Below are 22,012 nucleotides of genomic sequence, written 5' to 3'. Positions count from 1 at the left end.
CGGCCCGTCACTCGCTGACGATCTTTCTCTCGACGATGATCTTCTTCCACTTCGCGCGATCGGCGTCGGTCATCTTCGCGAAGGCCTGCGGCGTGCCGCCGACGGGTTCGATGCCCAGCTTCGCGAGGCGCTCTTTCACGTCGGCGTCCTGCAAGGCCTGGTTCACGCCCGCGTTGATCTTCGCGACCAGGTCGGCCGGCAGGCCCTTGGGCCCGTACAGGCCAAACCAGGTGTTGGATTCGAAGCCGGGCACCGTTTCCGCGATCGCGGGCACGTCGGGCAGCAGCGGCGAGCGCTTCGGCGACGAGATCGCCAGCGCCTTCACCCGCCCGTCCTTGACGTGCGGGAGCGCGCTGGCGATGTTGTCGAACAGCAGGTCGACCTTGCCGCTGATCAGGTCCGGCATCGCGAGGGCCGTGCCCTTGTACGGGATGTGCACGAGGAACGTGCCGGTCTGCGCCTTGAAGTACTCGGCCGTGAGGTGGACGATGGTGCCGTTGCCGCTGCTCGCGTAATTGAGCTTGCCGGGGTTCTTGCGCGCGTACTCGATCCACTCCTTCACGTTCTTCGCCGGCGCGCTGTTGGGCACGACCATCAAGTTCGGCGCATTGCCCACGTGGATGATCGGCGTGAAATCCGCGACGGCGTCGTACGGCAGCTTCTGCAGGCTGGGCCCGATCGAATGCGTGCTGGTGGTGGCGAGCAGCAGCGTGTAACCGTCGGCCGGCGCCTTGGCGACGATGTCCGAGCCGATCGCGCCGCCGGCCCCCGGCTTGTTGTCGACGACGACCGCCTGGCCCAGCCTTTCGCCGAGCTTTTGCGAGACGGCCCGCGCGAAGATGTCCGTGGCGCCGCCCGCCGGGAACGGAACGACCAGGCGGATGGGATGGGCGGGATAAGCGCCTTGCGCGGAGGCGGCAGCCGCGCACAAGGCCAGGACCGCGGCCAGGAAAGGACGAATGAGCTTCATGCCGTGCATTGTCATGCGGGTGACGTGAAAGCGAAAGCGAATATTGCTTTACTTCGCCTAAAGCAATTGTTTAGCATGGCAGGCATGGGCAGCCTGCGCCTCTTCCGCACTTTCCTCGCCGTCGCCGAGGAGGGCTCTTTCGCCGCGGCGGCCCAGCGCGTCGCACTGACGCAGGCCGCCGTGGGCCAGCAGATGCGCGCGATGGAGGCCGACCTGGGCCGGTCGCTGTTCGAGCGGCAAGGCAAGACCGTCGCGCTCAATGCCGCGGGCCGCGAGCTGCTGCCCGCCGCGCGCAAGCTGGTGGCCGCCTACGAGCAGATGCGCGCCGCGCCGCCGACGAAGGAAGCCATGGCGGGCACGGTGCACCTGGGCTCGGTCGTGTCTGCGGTGCGGTTGCTGATCCAGGCGACGCTGGGGTTGAAGGAGAAGCACCCGGCGCTGGACCTGCACGTGTCGGCAGCCAAGTCGATGGAGCTCATCGAACGCGTGGAAGCCGGCACACTGGATGCCGCCGTCGTCGTGCGCGAGCCGCGCGTCGCGCGGGGCTCGGTGGAACTGGCGTGGACTCCCCTGTATTCGGAGCCGATGGTGCTGCTGGTGCCGCGCAACCTGCCGGATGCGGGCCTGCGCGAACTGCTGCAGCGCGAGCGCTTCATCCGCTTCGACCGCACACAGCACACCGGCCGGCTCGTCGAGCGCGCGCTCAAGCGGCTGCGCGTGCGGCCGCAGGAGTTCCTGGAGCTCAATGCGATCGAGAGTATCGCGGAGCTGGTGCGCTCAGGGCTCGGCGTCGCGGTCGTGCCGCTGCTGCGCGACGCGCGATGGCATGCGGACACCCGGCTGCGCGTGATCGAGATCCCGAAGGCGGAGGAGCGCCGCATGGCACTGGTGCGGCAACGCGAGTCGCGCAAGACCGCCCTGGTCGCGGCGGTGGTGCGCGAGTTCCAGTCGCGCCTGCCGCGGCCGCTAGACTCGCCGCCATGAAAAGCCGGGACGTCGAACCATTCTTCGCCACTTTGCGCGCGGCGAACCCCCTGCCCGCCAGCGAGCTGGAGTTCACCACGCCGTTCGAGCTGCTGGTGGCCGTGCTGCTTTCGGCGCAGGCCACGGATGCGGGCGTGAACAAGGCCACCCGCAAGCTTTTTCCCGTCGCGAACACGCCGCAGGCGATCCTGGACCTCGGGCTGGAGCGGCTGGAGGGCTACATCAAGACCATCGGCCTGTACCGCACCAAGGCGAAGAACCTGATGGAGACCTGCCGCATCCTCGTGGAGAAGCACGGCGGCCAGGTGCCCCGCTCGCGCGAGGAGCTGGAGGCCTTGCCCGGCGTCGGCCGCAAGACCGCGAACGTGGTGCTCAACGTCGCGTTCGGCGAGGAGACGATGGCGGTGGACACGCACATCTTCCGCGTCGCCAATCGCACCGGCCTGGCACCGGGCAAGGACGTGGTCGAGGTCGAGCAGAAGCTGCTCCAGCGCGTGCCGAAGGAGTACATGAGGGACGCGCACCACTGGCTGATCCTGCACGGCCGCTACGTCTGCGTCGCGCGCACGCCCAAGTGCTGGGAGTGCGCGGTGATCCAGTATTGCGATTACCAGCCGAAGACGCCGCCGCCGAAATCCTGATCAGGCCTTGAACGACTGCGCCATCTGGACGATCGCCTTGCGGTCGAACGCGTTCACCTCGTCGATCAGCTCGTTCGTGAACACCTTGTTCGCATCGACCTGCTTCGCCAGGTCCGGCATCTTCGCGGTTTCGCTGGCGACGTCGATATGGGCCTTCCACTCGGCCAGGCTCGATGCACCGAAGCGCTGGTCGGGATCGTCCGGCCGGCGCATCCAGTTCTCCTTGCGGTCCTTCAGGATGAACTTCATCTCCTTGCGCGCTTCGTCCTCGCTCTTGCCCTTGGGCTTGCTTTCGGGGTAGACGCCCCAGTGCGCGTCGATCGCGGCGTCGAGGTTGCTGTGGGCGAAGAGCGTCGATTTCGCCATCGCCCGGAACAGGCCCACATAAGCCTTGCGGTCCTGCTGGAGCGCCTTGCGCGGCACGCAGATCCAGCTGGAGCCCACCTTGTCGAACTTGGGCGTCAGCGGCACGTAGCGCAGCTTCGTGCCCACCAGCTCGACGCGCGCGGCGGCGGTGTCGAAAGTGACCATCGCGTCGACCCGGTCGTTGTCGATCGCGGCACCCGCCGGCGCGCCGTCGCCGATCGCGATGTACTCGCACTTGTCGTCCTTCAGGCCCAGCTCGGCGAGCATCGTCTTCGTCACGACGATGCCGGGGTCGCCCTGGTTGCGCACGCCGATCTTCCTGCCCGCCAGGTCGGCCACGCGCCTGATCGGGCTGCCGGGCTTGACGACGACGACGTTCGCGTTACGCGGCAGCCATTCGTACACCGCGACGAGGTCGAGCGAGGGCTCCTTCGCGAGCGCGGGCAGCAGGATGCCCGGCGCCATGGGACCGAACTGCACCTGCGAGGTCATCAGCGATTGCAGCGCCTGCGTGATGCTGGTCATGTTCACGTATTCGACGTCCACGCCCTCGCTCTTGTAGAAGTTCAGCTTGGGATGCTGGCCCGCCGTGATGAAGCACTGCTGCGCATCCATCACCCCGGCCGTGTTCGCGACCTTCAGCACCTTCACCCCTTGCGCGAGGACCATCGAGGGCAGGCCCAGCGCGACTGCGCCCAGCCCGAATTCACGTCTCGTCAACATCGCTCGTCTCCTTGGTCAAACGTTGATGGTTCGCTGGCGGCTCGGGTCCTGCGGCATCCAGTGCAGCACGCGCTGCTGCACGCGGCGCAGGATCGCCGTGAGCACGATGCCGATGACCGACAGCACGATGAACACGGCGAAGCTGCCGCCGGTGTCCATCTGCGCCTCCATCTGCAGGATCAGCACGCCCAGGCCCGCCTGCGCGCCGACGAACTCGCCGACGATCGCGCCGACCACGGCGAAGGCCGCGGCCATGTTCAGGCCCGCGAAGACATAGGGCAGCGCGCTCGGGAACTTCGCCTTGCGGAAGATCTGCCACGGTGTCGCCGAAAGCGATCGCAGCAGGTCGACGCGGTCCGGGTCCACGGCCTTGAAGCCCGCGATGCTGGTGACCAGCACCGGAAAGAAGGTGAGCAGGCAGATGATCGCCACCTTCGAGCCGATGCCGAAACCGAGCCACACGACGATGATGGGTGCGACGGCGACCTTCGGCAGGCTTTGCAGCGCGGCGACATAAGGCTCGATCAACGCTTCGAGCTTCGGCATCTGCGAGACCAGCACGCCCAGCGCGAGGCCGACCGCGCTGCCGATGAAGAAGCCGAGCAGGATCTCGGCCATCGTGATCGCGCTGTGGTACCACAGGCCGTCCTTCGCCAGGGGCGACGTCGCGAAGCCGCGCCACAGCGCGACGGCGATGTCGCTCACCGGCGGGATCAGGAACTTCGGCACGTGGAACACGCGCACGGCGGCTTCCCACGCGCCGAGCAGGACCACGAGCAGCAGGAAGGACGCGGTCCGCATGCCCGGCTTCCACCGCCTGCGCGGCTGGGGTCGGTGGGAGGTGGCGGCCGGCATGGAGACCCTGGCGGGAAAGGTGGAGGACATCAGTCGAACGAGCCGGTGTGGGAAAAGAGTTCGCGGATTTCGTCGGCGATACGGCCGAAAGCCGGGTCGGACATCGCATGCATGCTGCGCGGACGCGGCAGGTCCACGCGGATCGTGCGTTCGATCGCGCCGGGCCGCGGCGTCATCACGAAGACGGTGTCGCCCAGGAAGATCGCCTCGGGGATCGAGTGCGTGATCAGGATGACGGTCTTGCCGCTCTCGGCCCAGATGCGCTGCAGCTCCAGGTTCATGCGCTCGCGTGTCAGCGCGTCCAGCGCGCCGAACGGCTCGTCCATCAGCAGGATCTTCGGGTCGTGCAGCAGCGCACGCGCGATCGACGCGCGCTGCTGCATGCCGCCGGACAGCTGGCGCGGCAGCTTGTCCTCGAAGCCGTCCAGCCGGACCATGTGCAACAGGCGCTTGGCGCGTTCGCGCGCGGCCTTCATGTCCAGGCCCAGCACCTCGGCGGGAAGCAGAACGTTCTCGAGGATCGTGCGCCACGGCAGCAGGATCGAGTTCTGGAAGACGAAGCCGATGTCGCGGCGCGTGCCGCGGATCGGCTCGCCGTCGAGCATCACGCGCCCGTCGTTGTAGTCGAGCAGGCCCGCGACGATGCGCAGGAGCGTGCTCTTGCCGCAGCCGCTCGGGCCGACGATGGAGACGAAGCTGCCCTGCGCGATCGAACAATCGATCTCGCGCAGCGCGAGCACGTCGCCGAAGGACTTCGACAGCCCCTGGATCCGGATGTAATCAGCCTCGGCTTGCATGCGCCGCCTCCTTGAGTTTCAGGAATGCGATGAGCGCCTCGGCGACCCGCTGCGGCGCCTGGATCACGGTCACGTGGCCGACGTCATCGAGCAGCAGGCGCTTGCAACCCGGGATGGCGTCGGCCAGTTGCATCGTGAGGCGCGCGGGGACGACGCGGTCGAGCATGCCGGCCAGCACGAGGGTCGGCGCTTCGATCGCACCGGGCGAGAGGTTCAGCGTGCTCGCGACCGTTTGCGCGCGCCGCTGCGAGCGCTCGGTCTGCGGCCGCGCATGGGCGAAGATGCGGCGCAGGTCGGGTCGCGCCTGGAGGAAAGGCTCCGGGAAGAACCAGGTCGCAAGCTCCTCCGCCGAATCGGGCAAACGGGCACGCAATCCATCGATGCGCGACGCCCCTTCGCGGTACAGGACCTCGTAGGTGTGCGGCAGCGGCCAGGTACTGCCGAGCACGAGACGATCGACGGCTTCGGGATGCAGCAGGGCCAGCGCCTGCGCGACGCGCCCACCGAACGACGAGCCGAACACATGAGCCCGGTCATAACCCAGGCCACGGATCAGCCCAGCGGCATCGCGCGCGAGGTCGGCGAGATTGCCGGCGTGCGACGGGCCTTCGGTGTCGCCGCAGTCGCGCTGGTCGTAGGCGATCACCGTGAAGTCGCGCGCGAGCAGCGGAGTGAGCGCGGCGAACATCTGGCGATTCGCCTCGGCGCCGTGCATCAGCACGAGCGGCGGTCCCTGCCCTGTGCGCTCGTACGCGATGCGCACGTCGCCGGCTTGCACGAACTCAGGCATCGCCCTGCTCCTCGTCGAGAAAGAACGTCAGCTCGATCTTCAAACCCTTCGGGTCGCGCAGGAACACCTGGTCGATCGGCCAGCCGGGGATCGGCGCCTCCGTGTACTGGACGCCTTGCGCGCGCAAGTGCGCCTTCGTCTTCTCGAGGCCGCGTGCGCGGAACGAGATGTGGTCGAGCGGCCCCGTCACCGGCTGCGGCGCGGCCTCGGGCGTGTCCAGGTACGCGTACAGGTGCACGATCGGCTGGCCGCCCGCGTAGAGCCACGTGCCGGGTGCGGGGATGTCGGGCCGGCGGCCCTTCTCGAGCCCCATCACGCGCGTGTAGAAATCGTCGAGCGCGGGCAGCTCGCTCGCCGCGCAGCGGATCGTGTAGTGGTGCAGGCCGGAGACGGATGAGGGCATGGCTGTCACGCCGCTTCCGCGGCGGCCTCGCTGTCGAAGCTGTACATCAGGTCGGGAGCAGGCGCCACCCAGCGCGCCGCGGCGAGGGCCAGCAGCCGCAGGCCCAGCACCTGGTGCGGCCGCCAAGGCCCGCCCGTGGCGAACACGTTGAAGGTGGCGTAGCAGAGGTTGTCCCGCAGGAGCGGCACGTTCACGACGGCATTGATCCCGAGAGCCTTCATCTGGTCGTAGTCGTCGAAAGCGCGGGCCATCGCGTCGTCGCCCGCGGCCACGAAGGGCTGGCCGCGCACGAACAGCGTTTCGGTCCAGGGCGTGAACGTCTTGCGCTTCACGCCGTTCACCGGCCAGCGCGATGCGGCGGACGGCGAGGCGTAGAAGCGCTGCAGGCGCAGCTCGTTGTGCGGGTCGCGCGCGGTCGTCACGTTCAGCTGGATGCTGAAAATGCCCGGCCCCGCGATCACGCGGCGGACCTGGTCGATCTGGGCCAGCGCCGCGTCGGCGCTGCGCGCTTCGCCGAGCGCATCCAGCAGGTTGGAAGCCAGTGTCGTCATCACCATGTTTCTAGATCTGGGCGACCGCGAACCGCTCCGCGTACGCCCGGAACATCGCGTTGCGCTCGTCGAGCGCCTGCTGTGTCGGCGGCACCATGATGGGCGCGCCTTCGTGCGCGAATGCCTGGCATTGCTGGACATAGGGGCGCACGCGCTCGTGATAGGCCGGGGATGCGGCCTGGGCGTCGCCGCCATGCTCCGTCCAGGTGTTCGCGAGGGCTTCCGCCGCCACCATCGCCAGCGTCGTCCCCATGCCCGACAACAACGCGGCGCAGTGGCCCGCGTCGCCGATGACCGCGACGTTGCCCTTGATCCAGCCCGGCATGTGCGTCTGGCTGACCGAGTCGAAGTAGAAACCCGTGGCGGCGGGATCGACGAACGCCGCGCGGATCGCGGGCACCTGCCATGCGTCGACGCGCGAGAGGAAGCCGCCGATCATCTTGCGTTGCACCTCGAGGTCCCGGTAGTCATAGTCGATCTCGGGGCTGGCGGCGAGCATCATCGCCTGCGGGCCATCGCCGGCGTCGCGGACGGCGATCGTCAGGCCCGGGATGTTGAGCATGGCCCGGTCCCACTTCCTGTCGTTCGGCAGGTCGACGAGCGCGACGTAGTAGCCGAAGTGCCGCACGTAGTCCTTCTCGGGTCCGAACACCAGCTTGCGCACATTCGAGTGCAGGCCGTCCGCACCGACCACGAGGTCGTAGCGGTCCTGCCGGCCATCGGTGAACGCGACCTCCGCTCCGTTCGCACCATCGGCGATCGCCGCGATGGACACCTTGAAGCGGAACTCGACCTCGGCAGGGATGACGCTCAGCAGGATCCGGTTGAGCCGGTCGCGCGTGATCTCGATGTCCTGGTCGGTCTCGTTGGCGAACCACCGCAGGTCGAGGGTCGCCACTTGCGTTCCCGTGGCGTCGAGGACCGGCATCGGCTCGACGATCGTGACCTTCTCGTCGGCGATCCTTTCCAGGATTCCCATCCGCTGCGCGGTCCCGAGCGCCCGTCCGCGGACATCGATGGGCGCACCGCCGGGACGCAGGCCGTCGGCACGCTCGACGACGGTTACCTGGTGACCGAGGCGGTCGAACCAGTAAGCCGCCGAGAGGCCGGCCATGCTGGCTCCGGAGACGAGGACTTTCTTCATGGAATCAAGTCTAGGCGCTCGAATTCACCCGGATGCAGAGATTTCTGATGCGGGTATAACCGTGGGGTTATGGCCTCGAGGAACGCCGCCGCCCTGATCCATCACGCCGTGCTGTCGCGGCTGAAGATGCGCCAGCTCTCCCTGCTGCAGGCCATCGACAGGCATCGCACGCTGAACCGCGTGGCCGCCGAGATGAACCTGAGCCAGCCCGCGATCACCAAGGCGCTGCACGAGGTGGAAGACATCTTCGGCACGCGCCTGTTCGAGCGATCGAGCCGCGGGCTGGCGCCGACCGCCGCCGGCGTCGCGGTGCTGCGGTACGCACAGCGCTGGCTCGCCGACCTGGAGTCGACCACGCAGGTGCTGGCGGCGATCGACGCGGGCCACGGCGGCCGCGTGCGCCTGGGCATCACCACGCAGGTCCCGCAGGCGCTGTTGTCGGCGGCGATCCAGCACCTCACGGGGCAAGCGCCGCGCGTGTCGGTCTCCATCGCCGAAGGCACGACCGACCAGCTCGTCGGCCGCATGAACGAGCGCGAACTCGATTGCGCGATCGGCCGCTCGTACGAAGGCGACGCGCAGGACATCGTGCAGGAGGTGATCTACGAGCAGGAGCCCTGCCTCGTCGTGGGCGCGCGCAGCGCCAGGCGCCTGTCGCGCGGGCCGCTCGACTGGGCCAGGCTCGCGCAGCTCGACTGGATCCTGCCGCCGCCCAATACGCCGATGCGCCGCCTCTACAACACGATCTTCGTGACGGCGGGCGTGCAGCCGCCGATCCCGATCATGGAGACGATCTCGATCCGCAGCATGGAGACGGTGCTGGACCTGGAGCCGAACGCGATCGCGATCCTGCCGCGCGACGTGGTCGACGAGTTGTTCAAGGGCGGCGTGGTCGCGCCGTTGCACCACCGCCTGTCGTGGACCTTGCCGCCCGTCACCTTCTTCTGCCTGCGCGCCCTCGCGGACCAGCCGCAGATGCGCGCGCTGGCCGCCGTGCTGCGCGATGCAGCGACGGCCCGGGCGCGAGCCGCGCGTTGACCGCGGACTTCAGAGTCCCTTCCAGCCGCCCCCCAGCGCGCTGATCAGGCCCACCGCCGCCACCTCGCGGTCCGACATCGCCTGCGCGACGGCGCGGCGCGCGTTGGCGGCCGTGACCTGCGCGGTGACGACTTCGGTGAAGCTCACCTGCCCGGCCTGGTAGCGATTGAGCACCTGCTGCTCGACCAGGTTCGCGGCCTGCGACGCTTCCTGGCGCAGCAGCAGCTGGTCCTGCAGGATGCGCGAGGCGACGAGGCGATCCTCGACGTCCTGGAAACCTTCGAGCACGGCCTGCCGGTATTGCGCGGACGCCGCATCGAGCCCGGCGCGCGCGCTCGCCACCTGCGCGCCGGTGAGGCCGCCGTTGAAGATGGTCTGCGCTAGTGCAACGCCGAGCGACCAGCTGAGCGCCGACGCCTTGAACAGGTCGCCGATCGCCGCCGCGCCCAGGCCGCCGTCGGCCGAGAGGCGCAGGCTCGGGAAGTAGCCCGCCCGCGCGACGCCGATCGCCTCGTTGGCCGCTTCCACCTTGCGCTCCGCGGCCGCGATGTCGGGCCGCCGCTGCAACAGCGTCGAAGGCACGCTGATCGGCACGTCGGGCACCGTCGCGTTCCACACCGGCCGGGCGGCCAGCGCGAAGTTCGCGGGCGCCTTGCCGACCAGCACGGCGATCGCATGTTCGAGGGCGGCGCGCTGCTGCTCGAGCCCCAGCTGCTCGGCCTTCGCGTTGGCCAGCTGCGTCTGCGCCTGCAGCACGTCGGTCTTCGCGGCGATGCCGGCGGTGTAGCGGTTCTGCGTGATCTTCAGCGTGCGCTCGTAGCCGGCGATGGTCTCGGCCTGGATCGCCCGCGCGACGTCCAGCTCGCGCAGGTTGAAGTAGTCGGTGGCGAGCTCGCTTTGCGCCGACAGCTTGGCCGCCTGCAGGTCCGCCGCGCTGGCCTGCTCGCTCGCGCGCGCCTGGGCCACGCCGGCTCCCAGCCGGCCCCACACATCCGGCTCCCACGAGCCGCCGATCGCGAGCGTGTAGCTGTTGCGGGTGCCGCTTGCCGCCGTGGTGGTCGACCTGCGCGAGCCGCTGCGCGTTGCGTCGGCGGTCAAGTCCACGGTCGGAAACAGCGATGCCCGCTGCTGCGCGACCAGAGCCCGCGCCTGCGCGTAACGCGCGACGGCGAGCGCCACGTTCTGGTTGTTCACCTCGACCTGCGACGCGAGGGCCGTGAGGTCCGGGTCGGCGAACAGCTCCCACCACGGCCCGCGCTCCAGCGTGTCGGCGGGCATGGCCTTGATCCACTCGCCCGCACCTTCCTTGAACGCGACGGGCGTGTCGACCTCGGGCCGCTGGTACGCGGGCGTGAGCGCGCAGCCGGCGAGCGCGAAAGTCAGGAGGATGGCGCTGGTTGTCTTCATGTCGTCTGCGTGGCGTGGCGCCCGAGCTCGCGCTCACGCGGGCTGCGGCGCCTGAATTTGTCGAGGAACAGGTACACGACAGGCGTGGTCAGCAGCGTGATCACCTGGCTCGCGAGCAGGCCGCCGATGATGGCGATGCCGAGCGGTCGGCGCAGTTCGGCGCCTTCGCCGAAGCCGATGGCCAGCGGCAACGCGCCCAGGCCCGCCGCCAGCGTCGTCATCAGGATCGGCCGGAAGCGCAGCAGGCTCGCCTCGCGCACGGCGGCATAGGCCGAGAGGCCGCGCGAGCGCTCCGCGTCGAGGGCGAAGTCGATGATCATGATCGCGTTCTTCTTCACGATGCCGATCAGCAGGAACAGGCCGATCAGGGCGATGATCGACAGGTCGAGCTTGAACAGCAGCAGCGCGAGCACCGCGCCCACACCGGCGGATGGCAACGTCGAGAGCACGGTGAGCGGATGGACCAGGCTCTCGTACAGGATGCCCAGCAGGATGTAGATCACGACCAGCGCCGCCAGGATCAGCATCGGCTGCTGGCCCTGCGATTCCTGCGCTGCGCGCGCCGTGCCCTGGAAGCTGCCGCGCACGTTGATCGGCAGGCCGATCTCGGCCTCGGCCGCGCGCACGGCCGCCTGCCCCTGCGAGAGGTTGTAGCCGTCGGCAAGGTTGAACGAGACCGTCGTCGCGAGCTCCGAATCCTGGTGGTTCACCGCGGCCGCGGCGGGCCGCTCGGAGATGCGCGCGATGAGCGACAGCGGCACCATGTTCGTCGACGTGGAACTCACGGCCTGCCCCGTCGACTGGTCGCGCAGCGACGGGTTGATCGTCGCCTTGGCGGCGGTCGTCGTCGCCGTCGTGTCTTTCGCCGGCACGTAGATGTCCTTCAGCGCCTCGGGGCTGAGCGCATAGCGCTGCGCCGCGCCGAGGATCACGTGGTACTGGTTGCGCTCGTCGTAGATCGTGCTCACCTGCCGCTGGCCGAAGGCGTCGTACAGCGCGTTGTCGATGTCGCGCGAGGAGATGCCCAGGCGCGAGGCCGTGTCCTTGTCGATCTGCACGTACACCTCCACCGCCGTGTCGTTCTGGTCGGTATCGACGTCCGTCAGCGCGGGCTGGCGCTTCATCGCTTCCGACAGGCGGTTGGCCCACATCCGCAGGTCGCTCACGTTGTCGCTCTTGAGCGTGTACTGGTAGGTGCTGTTGGCCTGGCGCCCACCCATGCGCACGTCCTGCACCGGGCTCAGGAACAGGCTGATGCCGGTGACCTGCGCGAGCTGCGGCCGCAGGCGGGCGATCACGGCCTGGCCGGCCACGCCCTTGCGCTCGGACGGGTCCTTGAGGTTGATGAACATGAAGCCGCCGCCGGCGCGGCTGCCGCCGGTGAAACCGACCACCGTGTCCACCGCCGGGTCGTTGCGGATGATGTTGACGATGGTGCGCAGCTTCTCCTGCATCGCCTGGAACGAGATGCTCTGGTCGGCGCGCATGCCGCCGGAGATCTGGCCGGTGTCCTGCTGCGGAAAGAAGCCCTTGGGCACCATGACGAACAGGTAGGCGTTCAGGCCGATCACGAGCAGCAGGATCAGGAGAACCAGCCACCGCGCACTCAAGGCCCAGTCCAGGCTGTGCTCGTACCAGCGATGCACCACCTCGAAGGCCCGCTCGAACGCGCGCGAGAGGCGGTTCGGCTTCGTCTCGTGCGCCGTCGGGCTGAGCAGCCAGGCGCACATCATCGGCGTGGTGGTGAGCGAGATGACCAGCGAGATCATCACGGCGGCCGAGAGCGTCACCGCGAACTCGCGGAACAGGCGGCCCACCTGCCCGCCCATGAACAGGAGCGGGATGAAGACGGCCACCAGCGACAGGCTGATCGACAGCACCGTGAAGCCCACCTCGCGCGCGCCCTCCAGTGCCGCCGCGAAGCGCGACATGCCGGCCTCGATGTGGCGGCTGGTGTTCTCCAGCACGACGATCGCATCGTCGACCACGAAGCCGGTGGCCACCGTCAGCGCCATCAGGCTCAGGTTGTTCAGCGAAAAACCCAGCAGCCACATCACGCCGAAGGTGCCGAGCAGCGAGACGAGCGTCGCCACCGCAGGGATGAAGGTCGCGCGCGTGCTGCGCAGGAAGGCGCTGACCACCAGCACCACCAGCACGATGGCGATCATCAGCGTGATCTCCACCTCGTGCAGCGACGCGCGGATGGAATGCGTCCGGTCGCTCGCCACCTGCAGCTTGATGTCGTGCGGCAGCTGGTCCTGCAGCTCGGGCAGCATGGCGCGTACGCTGTCCACCGTCTTGATGGCGTTGGCGCCGGGCTGGAGCGTGACGAGCACGATCACCGAGGGCTCGCCGTTGAACAGGCCCAGCGTGTTGATGTTCTCCACGCCGTCCGTGACGGTGCCGACGTCCGCGAGGCGGATCGGCGCGCCGTTGCGCCACGCGACGACGAGGTTGCGGTAGTCCGCCGCCGTCGGGCGGCCCAGGCCGATGTGGCCCGTCGCGTCCGTGTAGATCTGCAGCGAACGGCCCGACGCCTCGAGGGTGCCCTTCGGGCGGTTGGCGTAGCTTGCCTGCACGGCCGCGCGCACGTCTTCCATCGCGACGCCGTACTTGTTCAGCGCGAACGGGATCAGGTCCACCCGCACGGCGGGCAGCGAGCCGCCGCCGATCTCGACGTCGCCCACGCCTTCGACCTGCGACACCTTCTGCTGCACGATGTTCGACACCGCGTCGTAGATCTGCCCCGGCGTGCGCGACGGCGACGTGAGCGCGAGGATGATCACCGGCGCGGCCGAAGGATTGGCCTTGCGGTAGGTCGGGTTGCTGCGCAAGGTCGAGGGCAGGTCGGCGCGCGCCGCGTTGATCGCCGCCTGCACTTCACGCGCCGCGGAGTCGATCTGCCGGTTCAGGTCGAACTGCAGCGTGATGCGGGTCGAGCCGTTGCTGCTGCTGGAGGTGATCTCGTTCACGCCGGCGATCACGCCCAGCCGTCGTTCCAGCGGCGTCGCGACGCTGGTCGCCATGGTGTCGGGCGAGGCGCCGGGCAAGCTCGCGCTGACCGAGATCACCGGGTAGTCCACCTGCGGCAGCGGCGCCACGGCCAGCAGGAAGAAGGCACCGATGCCCGCCAGCGCAATGCCCACGGTCAGCAGCACCGTGGCGACCGGGCGCTGGATGAAAGGGCGCGAGAGGTTCATTCCGCGCTCCGCAGCTCCGCGTGACGGCCGATCTTGCGGCCCCACTTGCGCGCCAGCTGGTCGAAGCCGAGGTAGATCACGGGCGTCGTGAACAGGGTGAGCATCTGGCTCACGATCAGGCCGCCGAAGATCGCCAGGCCCAGCGGATGGCGCAGCTCCGCGCCCTCGCCCCAGCCGAACATCAGCGGGATCGACGAGCCGATCGCCGCCAGCGTGGTCATGATGATCGGCCGGAAGCGCAGCATCGCGGCCTGGTGGATCGCCTCGCGCGGGGGCTTGCCCTCGCCGCGCTCGGCCTCGATCGCGAAGTCGATCATCATGATCGCGTTCTTCTTCACGATGCCGATCAGCAGGATGATGCCGATGATGCCGATCACGCCGAGGTCATGGCCCGTGATCCACAGCGCCAGCAGCGCGCCCACGCCGGCTGAAGGCAGCGTGGACAGGATCGTGAGCGGATGCACATAGCTTTCGTACAGCACGCCCAGCACGATGTAGACGCACACCACGGCCGCGAGGATCAGCCACAGCTCGTTGGCCAGCGACGACTCGTACGCGCCCGACGCGCCGAGGAAGGTCATCGTCACGGCGGACGGCATCTGGAGTTCCCTGGCGGCGGCGCGGATGATGCCCACGGCCGAGCCGAGCGCTTCCCCCGGCACCACGTCGAAGTTCACCGTCGTCGCCGGGTACTGCGCGACGTGCGTCACCTGCAGGGGCGATTGCCGCTCGACGATGCGGGCGATCGCCGACAGCGGGATGGCGCCGCCGTTGGCCGCCTTCAGTTGCACCATGCCCAGCGAGGTGGGCGACGCCGACGGGTCGGGGCTCGACTCCAGGATGACGCGGTACTGGTCGGTGTCGGTGAAGATGGTGGAGACGATGCGCTGGCCGAAAGCGCTGTAGAGCGCGTCGTCGATCGTGGACGCCGAGATGTTCAGCCGCGCGGCCGTATCGCGGTCGATGTCGACATAGACCGCCGCGCCGGTCGACCCCGCGTCGGTGGAGACGTTGCGCAGCTTCGGCTCCTGCCGCAGGCGCTCCACGAGCCTGCCGGCCCACTGGTTCACCGTGTTGCTGTCCGCGCCTTCGAGCGAGAAGCGGTACTGGGTCGGGCCCGTCTCCGAATCGATCGTCAGGTCCTGGGTCGGCTGCAGGAAGATCTGCGCGCCCGGGATCTGCTGCACCTTCCGGCGCAGCTCGTCCATGATCTTCTGCTGGTCGCGGTGGCCCTTCTTCAGGTTGATCAGCATGCTGCCGGTGTGCAGCATGGTGTTGTTCACGCCGTCCACGCCGACGAAGCTGGAGAGGGTCGCAACGTCCGGGTCCTCCATGATCGTGCGCGCGGCTTCCTGCTGCAGCAGCGCCATGTCGCGGTACGAGATCGACTGAGGCGCCTGCACGCGTGCCTGCAGCTGGCCCGTGTCCTGCGTCGGGAACAGGCCCTTGGGGATGAAGACGTACAGCAGCACCGTGAGCACCAGCGTGCCGAGCGCCACCAGCAGCGTGAGCCGCTCGCGCTCCAGCACCCAGGCGAGCCACCGGTCGTAATGCGCCACCACCGAATCGAAGCGGCGCTGGATCGCACCGCCGATGCCCTTTTCGGGCCCGGCATGCGCCTTGATCCAGCGGCCCGACATCATGGGCACCAGCGTCAGGGACACCACGGCGGAGATCAGGATCGTGATCGCCAGCGTCACCGCGAACTCGCGGAACAGGCGCCCGACGACGTCGCCCATGAACAGCAGCGGGATCAGCACCGCGATCAGCGACACCGTCAGCGAAATGATGGTGAAGCCGATCTCGGTGGCGCCCTTGAGTGCCGCATCGAGCGGTTTCTCGCCGTTCTCGATGTGGCGGCTGATGTTCTCGATCATCACGATCGCGTCGTCCACCACGAAGCCGGTGGCGATCGTGAGCGACATCAGCGACAGGTTGTTCAGGCTGTAGCCCAGCAGGTACATCGCCCCGCAGGTGCCGATCAGCGAGATCGGCACCGCCAGGCTCGCGATCACCGTCGCGCGCGGGCTGTGCAGGAAGGCGAAGATCACCAGCACCACCAGCACCACGGCCAGCACCAGTTCGATCTGCACGTGTTCGACCGAGGCGCGGATGCCGGTCGTGCGGTCGCTCAGCACGTCGACGCGGATGTTGGGCGGCAGGCCCGCGGTGAGCTCCGGCAGGCGCGACTTGATCGCGTCCACTGTCTGGATCACGTTCGCGCCGGGCTGGCGCTGCACGTTCAGGATGACCGCGGGCATGAGCTCGTTGTTGATCACCGCCCAGGCGCCGAGCTTGACGTTCTCGGCGCTCTGCACGGCCTTCGCGATGTCCTTCAGCCGCACCGGTGCGTTGTTGCGGTACGCGATCACCATGTTCTGGTAGTCGTCCGCGGCCATCAGCTGGTCGTTGGCGTTGATCGTGTACGAGCGCGTCGGCCCGTCGATGCTGCCCTTCGCGGCGTTGGCGTTCGCCGCCGTGATCGCCGTGCGGATGTCGGAAAGCGCGAGGCCGTACGAAGCGAGCTGCCGCTGGTCCACCTGGATGCGCACGGCCGGGCGCTGCCCGCCCGACAGCGTGACGAGGCCGACGCCGTTCACCTGGCTGATCTTGAGCGCCAGCCGCGTGTTCGCGATGTTCTGCACCTCGGTGAGCGGCAGCGCATCGGAGGTGATCGCCAGCGTCAGCACCGGCGCGTCGGCGGGGTTCACCTTGGCGTAGGTCGGCGGCGCCGGGAGATCGGCGGGCAGCAGCGTCGCACCGGCGTTGATCGCGGCCTGCACCTGCTGCTCGGCGACATCGAGCGCCAGGCCCAGCCCGAACTGCAAGGTGATGGTCGACACACCCGCGGCGCTGGTCGAACTCATGCGCGACAGGCCCGGCATCTGCCCGAACTGCCGCTCCAGCGGCGCCGTCACGGTCTGCGCCATGACCTCGGGACTGCCGCCGGGGTACAGGGTCTGGACCTGGATGGTCGGGTAATCGACCTGCGGCAGCGCCGATAACGGCAGGAAGCGGAAGCCGACGATGCCCGCCAGCACGATGGCGAGCATCAGCAGCGATGTCGCCACCGGCCGCAGGATGAAGGGGCGGGACGGGCTCACTGGCCTCCCGAGCCCTGGCTGCGCCGCTGCTGCATCGAGCGCCAGCGCTCCAGCGCCTGCGGATCGCCCTTGTCGATCGCGTCGAGGAAGCGTTTGCGGCGCTCGAGCTGTTCGGGATCGTCCTTCACCGAATCGAGCATGCGCTGGCGCTGTTCGGCCGTGGGCTTGTCGGTGGTCGCGGCGCCGGCGTTGCTCGCGATACGCGGCGCACTCGAGGGCGCCGCCTGGGCCGCCGAGCCTTCGGCGGGCGCCGAGGCGCCGTCGCGGCGGCGTCCACCGGCGGGCGGCTGGTCGCCCGGCAGGATCACGCGCGAGCCGTCGCGCAGGCGGTCCGCGCCTTCGGTGATCACGCGTTCGCCCGGCTCGAGGCCGGTCACGATCTGCACCTTGTCCACGGTGGCCTGCCCTGCTTTCACCGGCCGCATGGCCACCGTGCGCTCGGCCGCGTTGAGCACGAAAACGTAGTCGCCGTTGTTGCCGTGGCGCAGGGCCGACACGGGCACGACCGTCGCGCCCTTGATCGTCTGCACGTTCAGGCGCACGTTCACGAACTGGCTGGGAAACAGCGCGAGCTTCGTGTTGTCGAAGCGCGCCTTCGCCTTCACCGTGCCGGTCTGGGTATCGACCACGTTGTCGAGCGACGAGAAGCGGCCCGTGTCGATCACGGTGGAGCGCGTGCGGTCCAGCGCCTGCGCCTGCATCGTCGCATCGGCGTTCTGCTGCAGCGCCGGCGCCTGGTCCTGCGGGACCGAGAACTGCACGTCGATCGGCGAGAGCTGCGTGATCACGGCGACGCCGTTGGTGTCGGACGTGCTCACGTAATTGCCGACGTCCACGGGCCGCAGGCCCACGCGCCCCGACAGCGGTGACGTAATGCGCGTGTAGCCCAGGTTCAATCGTGCCGTGCCTTCGTTCGCCCTGTCGACGACCAGCGTGGCCTCGAGCTGCTTGACCAGCGCTTCCTGCGTGTCCACTTCCTGGCGCGCGATCGAATCCTGCTTGAGCAGCGTGCGGTAACGCTCCAGCGTCACGCGCGCGGCCTGCAGCTGCGCCTCGTCCTTCATCCGCGTGCCGGTCGCCTGCTGCAAGGCCATCTCGAACTGGCGCGGGTCGATCACCGCCAGCACGTCGCCCTTGCGCACCATCTGGCCTTCCTTGTAGAGCACCTGCTGCAACGTGCCGTTCACCTGCGAGCGCACCTTCACCGTGGCCAGCGGCGTGACGGTGCCCAGGGCCTCGACGACGACGGGCACGTCGGCCTTCTCGGCGATCGCGACACCGACCGTGACCGCCGGGCCGCGGGCACCAGCGCCGCCACCGGCGCGACCTCCGCCTGCACCGCCCGGCCCGCCGAACGATCCCGCGCTCTGGCTGCCCGTGCGGCTCTTGTCATGCGTGAGGTCCCATGCGAGCCAGCCCAGGGCCGCCACGACCACCAGCGCGATCACGCCGCCGAGGACCTGCGCGCGGCGGCTCAAGGTACGTTGCGGGGGTTCGGAAGGGTTCGCGGCAAGCGGATCGTTCGCATCAGGCGGCACACTCATGACTGTCCTTGTTCTTCACCGGGCGTGGCGTTCCCGGCAAGGCGCGCGCCCGTTCACTAGATTGGACCGGCAATGATGCCTCAGCGATCGGCCTTGCACCCATGCGTACGTAGGCCAAGTCCTGCTGTGCGGCAGGAACTTTACTGATGATTTACGGGGGGTTTACGCCTTGGCGACGTCGTTGCGCCGGTGGACGCGCGGCATGGGGCATTCGGCCAGTCCTCATCTAAAAATCGGCCCGTCCGAATGCCCCATGCCGCGAGGACAGATCACGCGTGCTCGAAGAGACCCCGAGGTGCCGGAGCATCGCTCGCGTCAGGCGGTGCCCGGCTGGCCGATTTCCAGATGAGGCCTGACGGGCACCGCCTGACGCGAGCCCCCCGCAACGTCACTCCAGCGCAGCGCTGAAATCCCCCATCTTCGGCCGCACACCAGGCAGCTGCTGCAGGCCCCAGCGCTTGGAGATGAACTGCAGGATCGATGTGGTGTCGTAGGTCGTGTGGTCGACGAAGCCCTTCTTCACGTGCGGGCCGATCAAGAGCGTCGGGATGCGCGAGCCGGGGCCGAAACGGTCGCCCCAGCCGGGGCCGGTGGGCGGCGGCACGTGGTCCCAGTAGCCGCCGTTCTCGTCGTACGTGACGACCACGAGCATGTCCTTCCACTGCGGGCTGGCTCGCAGTTTCTGCAGCAGCGCATCGATGTGCCGGTCGCCGGTGACGATGTCGGTGTACGAGGGATGCTGCGTGTCGCGCCCGGCGGGCTTGTAGAAGCTCACCGCCGGCAGCGTGCCGCTGTCTATCGCCGTCACGAAGTCCTCGCCGTCCAGCAGGTGCTGCGCGCGTTCGGCGGTGCCGGGCGCGTAGCGCGCGAAGTAGTTGAACGGCTGGTGATGCGGCTGGAAGTTCGGCGAGTTGTCCTCGCGCGTGTAGATGATCCTGCGCTTGACCCCCGCGGGCTGCTGGCCATCCTCGAGCGCCTGCCTGTAGGCGCCGGCGTACCAGGCCCACGAGACGCCCTTCGCGGAGAGCAGGTCGCCGATCGTGGTCGCGGTCTGCGGCGGCAGCGGCAGGCCGCTGCGCGCGTCACCCGCCGGATCGGCCATTTCCTTCGGCCCGTTCGCGGCCGGCGCGATGCCGCTCGGCTGGTACGGCGGCTGCGTGGTGTTGAGCGAGTAGCCGTCGGGCGACACCTGCCCGCCACCGCTGCTCACCACCCGCACGGCGCCCTCCTTCGCCGGCGGCGAGTCGGGGCGCTTCTCCAGCTTGCCGTTCGCATCGAGCCGCACGCGCATCGAGGCCGGTGCGTTCTCGTGCTTCGGCGCGCAGGCGCAAACGAGGTACTGGTGATTGAGGTAGGAGCCGCCGAACGCGCCCATGAAGAAGTTGTCGGCCAGCGTGTAGTCCTGGGCCCATTGCCACAACTTGAACTGGCTGCCGTCGTAGTGGCCCATCACCCAGCCGCCGACGTTCGACATCGCGGCGAACATGTTGTTCCTGCCGCCGTTGATCTGCTCGATGTTGTGCCAGAACACGTGGATCGGGCTCGGCACGATGGTCGTCGGCGGGCGGTTCACCGGCGGCGCGTCGATGCGGAACGGCCGGTTCGGCATCCGCGGGAACGCCGGGTTCGGCTTGCCGTCCGGTCCGAACACGACGAGCTCGGGCAGCGGCTGGCCATCGTGATCGAGCTGCGTGTACTGCTCGGGCGTGGCGTTGGCGACGCCGTTCGCGCCCGGGAACAGCCCGTACATGTTGTCGAAGCTGTGGTTCTCGGCGTAGATCACCACCAGGTTCCTGACCTTGTCCGTGCGGGCGGCGAAGTCGGACGCGGGCGGGGTGACGCAGCCGGCGAGCAGCGCGGCCGCCGAGAACGCGACGAGGTGCGCGATGAGGTTCTTCTTCATGCGCGCGAGGCTAGCACGCATGCGCGGGCCAGGGCTCAGTGTTTGGCCGGATCGAAGACGCCCGAAGCGATGTAGATGCCGCCCAGCGCCGTGTGCTGCACATGCAAGTCCTTGAGCCGCGACGCCAGCCGGCTGAACGGGTGGCCCAGTCCCTCGAGCGACGTCGTCGAATACAGCGCGGCCAGCATCACGAAGCCGTTGGTCGGCCACAGCCACGGCGGCGCCCATTGCAGGCCGGCGGCCACCACGCGTGCGCCGGGTCGAAGATGGTCGAAGATGTTCGCCACCGCCGCCGCGTCGCGCAGGATGTCGTGCGTGAAGTGAAAGAGCGCCGCATCGCCCACGCGATCGAACTGCGCCGTGGCCGCAGGCGCGAGCACGAGATCCACGTTGTGCCAGCGGTTCGCCGCAACGCGCTCGGCCGCCTGCGCCATCATCTCGGAGCACTGCTCGATGCCCACGATGCGCCCGGTGCGGCCGACGCGGTCGTGCAATTTGTCGAAGCTCAGGCCCGTGCCGCAGCCCACGTCGAGCACGCAGTCACCGACGTGCGGCTGCAGTTGCGCGATCGCCTCGTCGCGGACGGGCTCGAACAGGCGCAGCTCGGTGTCGTAACGCCGGGCGCGACTGCGGTATTGCGCCAGGGCGACGGCCTGCCGGTCGGGCCGGCGGCCCGATGGCGGACTCGGGCGCATGGGACTCAGCGGGTAATGACGACCAGCACGCTGCAGGGCGAATGCTCGATCAGCGCTCCGGAGATCGAGCCGCGCCACCAGCGCGCAGCCCAGCTGTCCAGGTGTTTGTGGCCGACGATGATCAGGTTGGCGTCGATCCTGCGCGCGTACTTGGTGATCTCGTCCACCGCCTCGCCGACGACCACCTCGCCCTTGGCGCTGGTGCCGATGTCGGCCAGGCGCCGCACGCCGTCCTGCAGCACGGCCTGGTGCTTCTTCTTCTCGCGCTCCTCCAGCTCGATGTCGTAGACACCGCCTTCCAGGCCGACGAAACTCATCGCCGAAGGCATCACGGCGATGAGGTGGAGCTCGGACTGGCTCCACTGCGCGAGCTCGCACGTGTCGAGCAAGGCCTTCTGCCCGGCGTCGGAGCCGTCGTAAGCCAGCAGGATCCGCTTGTACATGGCGCTCTCCAACGATTTGGGATGCCCCAAGCATAGACGCGGCGACTGGGCTTGTCACTCAGGCCCAGCCGCAGCGTCTCCAGCTCGTCAATGCGCGACGCCGTCGCCGCGCATCCAGCCGTAGTCCCGGTCGGTCATCAGCACCCACAGCGCGAGGCCAAGGATGACGAGGCCGACGAGGAAGGCACTGGTCGTCGCGGACTGCAGCGTGCTGTACCGCAACAGCCAGGGCGACGCCGCCATCCACAGGCCCAGCACCAGTTCGGTCCACTCTTCCCACGCCCGCGGGACGAAGATCGCCCCCAGGGACGCGGCGACGAGGGCCGCCCCGATGATCACCGCGTTGGCCATGGCCGTCGTCTCGCCCGAAAAACCGAGAATCCAGGGTGAGAGCACCAGCCATGCACCGAGCACCGCATTGACGGGATCCTGCCAATGCTTCATTTGCTTCATG

Annotated in this window: 19 protein-coding genes; 3 read left to right on the top strand and 16 right to left on the bottom strand. The window is 68.6% G+C overall.

Annotated features, from left to right (window positions below; all coding sequences use genetic code 11):
* Positions 1-7: 7 nt before the first annotated feature.
* Positions 8-970, bottom strand: a complete 963-nt coding sequence (locus AC3EF3_RS07710; protein ID WP_488531567.1) for a tripartite tricarboxylate transporter substrate binding protein — start codon at positions 968-970, stop codon at positions 8-10.
* 84 nt (positions 971-1,054) lie between these two features.
* Here AC3EF3_RS07710 and AC3EF3_RS07705 point away from each other — a divergent pair, with 84 nt between their 5' ends.
* Both AC3EF3_RS07705 and nth read left to right on the top strand, forming a co-directional pair.
* Positions 1,055-1,954, top strand: a complete 900-nt coding sequence (locus AC3EF3_RS07705) for a LysR family transcriptional regulator (RefSeq protein ID WP_488531566.1) — start codon at positions 1,055-1,057, stop codon at positions 1,952-1,954.
* Complete coding sequence (nth, locus tag AC3EF3_RS07700) at positions 1,951-2,595, top strand: endonuclease III (protein WP_488531565.1); 645 nt, start codon at positions 1,951-1,953, stop codon at positions 2,593-2,595. The genes AC3EF3_RS07705 and nth overlap by 4 nt, the downstream gene beginning before the upstream one ends.
* Here nth and AC3EF3_RS07695 read toward each other — a convergent pair whose 3' ends face one another.
* The 7 genes from AC3EF3_RS07695 to AC3EF3_RS07665 form a co-directional block, all read right to left on the bottom strand.
* A complete protein-coding gene (locus tag AC3EF3_RS07695) occupies positions 2,596-3,684 on the bottom strand; it encodes an ABC transporter substrate-binding protein (RefSeq protein ID WP_488531564.1) in 1,089 nt (362 codons plus the stop codon).
* Between the two features lie 15 nt (positions 3,685-3,699).
* Entirely contained in the window at positions 3,700-4,485 is a 786-nt protein-coding gene (locus AC3EF3_RS07690) for an ABC transporter permease (protein WP_488531563.1), read from the bottom strand.
* Positions 4,486-4,568: 83 nt separating this feature from the next.
* The gene (locus AC3EF3_RS07685) at positions 4,569-5,336 is read right to left on the bottom strand and encodes an ABC transporter ATP-binding protein (protein WP_488531562.1); all 768 of its coding nucleotides are present in this window, start codon (positions 5,334-5,336) and stop codon (positions 4,569-4,571) included.
* Complete coding sequence (locus tag AC3EF3_RS07680) at positions 5,320-6,126, bottom strand: alpha/beta fold hydrolase (RefSeq protein WP_488531561.1); 807 nt, start codon at positions 6,124-6,126, stop codon at positions 5,320-5,322. The genes AC3EF3_RS07685 and AC3EF3_RS07680 overlap by 17 nt, the downstream gene beginning before the upstream one ends.
* Positions 6,119-6,529, bottom strand: coding sequence for a VOC family protein (locus tag AC3EF3_RS07675; RefSeq protein ID WP_488531560.1), 411 nt, complete (start codon positions 6,527-6,529; stop codon positions 6,119-6,121). Before AC3EF3_RS07675 ends, AC3EF3_RS07680 begins: the two co-directional genes overlap by 8 nt.
* Before the next feature lie 5 nt (positions 6,530-6,534).
* Positions 6,535-7,080 carry a GAF domain-containing protein gene (locus AC3EF3_RS07670; RefSeq protein ID WP_488531559.1) on the bottom strand — a complete coding sequence of 182 codons (546 nt, stop codon included), beginning with the start codon at positions 7,078-7,080 and terminating at the stop codon, positions 6,535-6,537.
* Between the two features lie 10 nt (positions 7,081-7,090).
* On the bottom strand, positions 7,091-8,224 hold the full coding sequence (locus tag AC3EF3_RS07665) for an FAD-dependent monooxygenase (RefSeq protein WP_488531558.1): 1,134 nt from the start codon (positions 8,222-8,224) through the stop codon (positions 7,091-7,093).
* Positions 8,225-8,293: 69 nt separating this feature from the next.
* Between AC3EF3_RS07665 and AC3EF3_RS07660 the strand changes: the two genes are divergently transcribed.
* Positions 8,294-9,262 carry a LysR family transcriptional regulator gene (locus AC3EF3_RS07660; protein ID WP_488531557.1) on the top strand — a complete coding sequence of 323 codons (969 nt, stop codon included), beginning with the start codon at positions 8,294-8,296 and terminating at the stop codon, positions 9,260-9,262.
* A gap of 9 nt (positions 9,263-9,271) precedes the next feature.
* Here the strand turns inward: AC3EF3_RS07660 and AC3EF3_RS07655 are convergent, their stop codons facing one another.
* The 8 genes from AC3EF3_RS07655 to AC3EF3_RS07620 all read right to left on the bottom strand — a co-directional run bounded on the left by AC3EF3_RS07655 (position 9,272) and on the right by AC3EF3_RS07620 (position 22,011).
* Positions 9,272-10,669, bottom strand: a complete 1,398-nt coding sequence (locus tag AC3EF3_RS07655; RefSeq protein WP_488531556.1) for an efflux transporter outer membrane subunit — start codon at positions 10,667-10,669, stop codon at positions 9,272-9,274.
* Positions 10,666-13,869 carry an efflux RND transporter permease subunit gene (locus AC3EF3_RS07650; protein WP_488531555.1) on the bottom strand — a complete coding sequence of 1,068 codons (3,204 nt, stop codon included), beginning with the start codon at positions 13,867-13,869 and terminating at the stop codon, positions 10,666-10,668. Before AC3EF3_RS07650 ends, AC3EF3_RS07655 begins: the two co-directional genes overlap by 4 nt.
* On the bottom strand, positions 13,866-16,973 hold the full coding sequence (locus AC3EF3_RS07645; RefSeq protein ID WP_488531554.1) for an efflux RND transporter permease subunit: 3,108 nt from the start codon (positions 16,971-16,973) through the stop codon (positions 13,866-13,868). The genes AC3EF3_RS07650 and AC3EF3_RS07645 overlap by 4 nt, the downstream gene beginning before the upstream one ends.
* Positions 16,970-18,517 (bottom strand): efflux RND transporter periplasmic adaptor subunit, encoded by a 1,548-nt coding sequence (locus tag AC3EF3_RS07640; protein ID WP_488531553.1) that lies wholly within the window; start codon positions 18,515-18,517, stop codon positions 16,970-16,972. Before AC3EF3_RS07640 ends, AC3EF3_RS07645 begins: the two co-directional genes overlap by 4 nt.
* Positions 18,518-18,905: 388 nt before the next feature.
* The gene (gene acpA, locus AC3EF3_RS07635; protein WP_488531552.1) at positions 18,906-20,420 is read right to left on the bottom strand and encodes an acid phosphatase; all 1,515 of its coding nucleotides are present in this window, start codon (positions 20,418-20,420) and stop codon (positions 18,906-18,908) included.
* 35 nt (positions 20,421-20,455) lie between these two features.
* Complete coding sequence (locus AC3EF3_RS07630; protein WP_488531551.1) at positions 20,456-21,115, bottom strand: class I SAM-dependent DNA methyltransferase; 660 nt, start codon at positions 21,113-21,115, stop codon at positions 20,456-20,458.
* Between the two features lie 5 nt (positions 21,116-21,120).
* On the bottom strand, positions 21,121-21,558 hold the full coding sequence (locus AC3EF3_RS07625) for a universal stress protein (RefSeq protein WP_488531550.1): 438 nt from the start codon (positions 21,556-21,558) through the stop codon (positions 21,121-21,123).
* An 87-nt stretch (positions 21,559-21,645) separates the two neighbouring features.
* The gene (locus AC3EF3_RS07620) at positions 21,646-22,011 is read right to left on the bottom strand and encodes an SPW repeat protein (protein ID WP_488531549.1); all 366 of its coding nucleotides are present in this window, start codon (positions 22,009-22,011) and stop codon (positions 21,646-21,648) included.
* Position 22,012 lies beyond the last annotated feature (1 nt).

Source organism: Ramlibacter sp. GS1-15, assembly GCF_057785015.1.
Note: the sequence above shows the minus strand (reverse complement) of the source record. Positions and strands in the feature narration are given on the sequence as shown.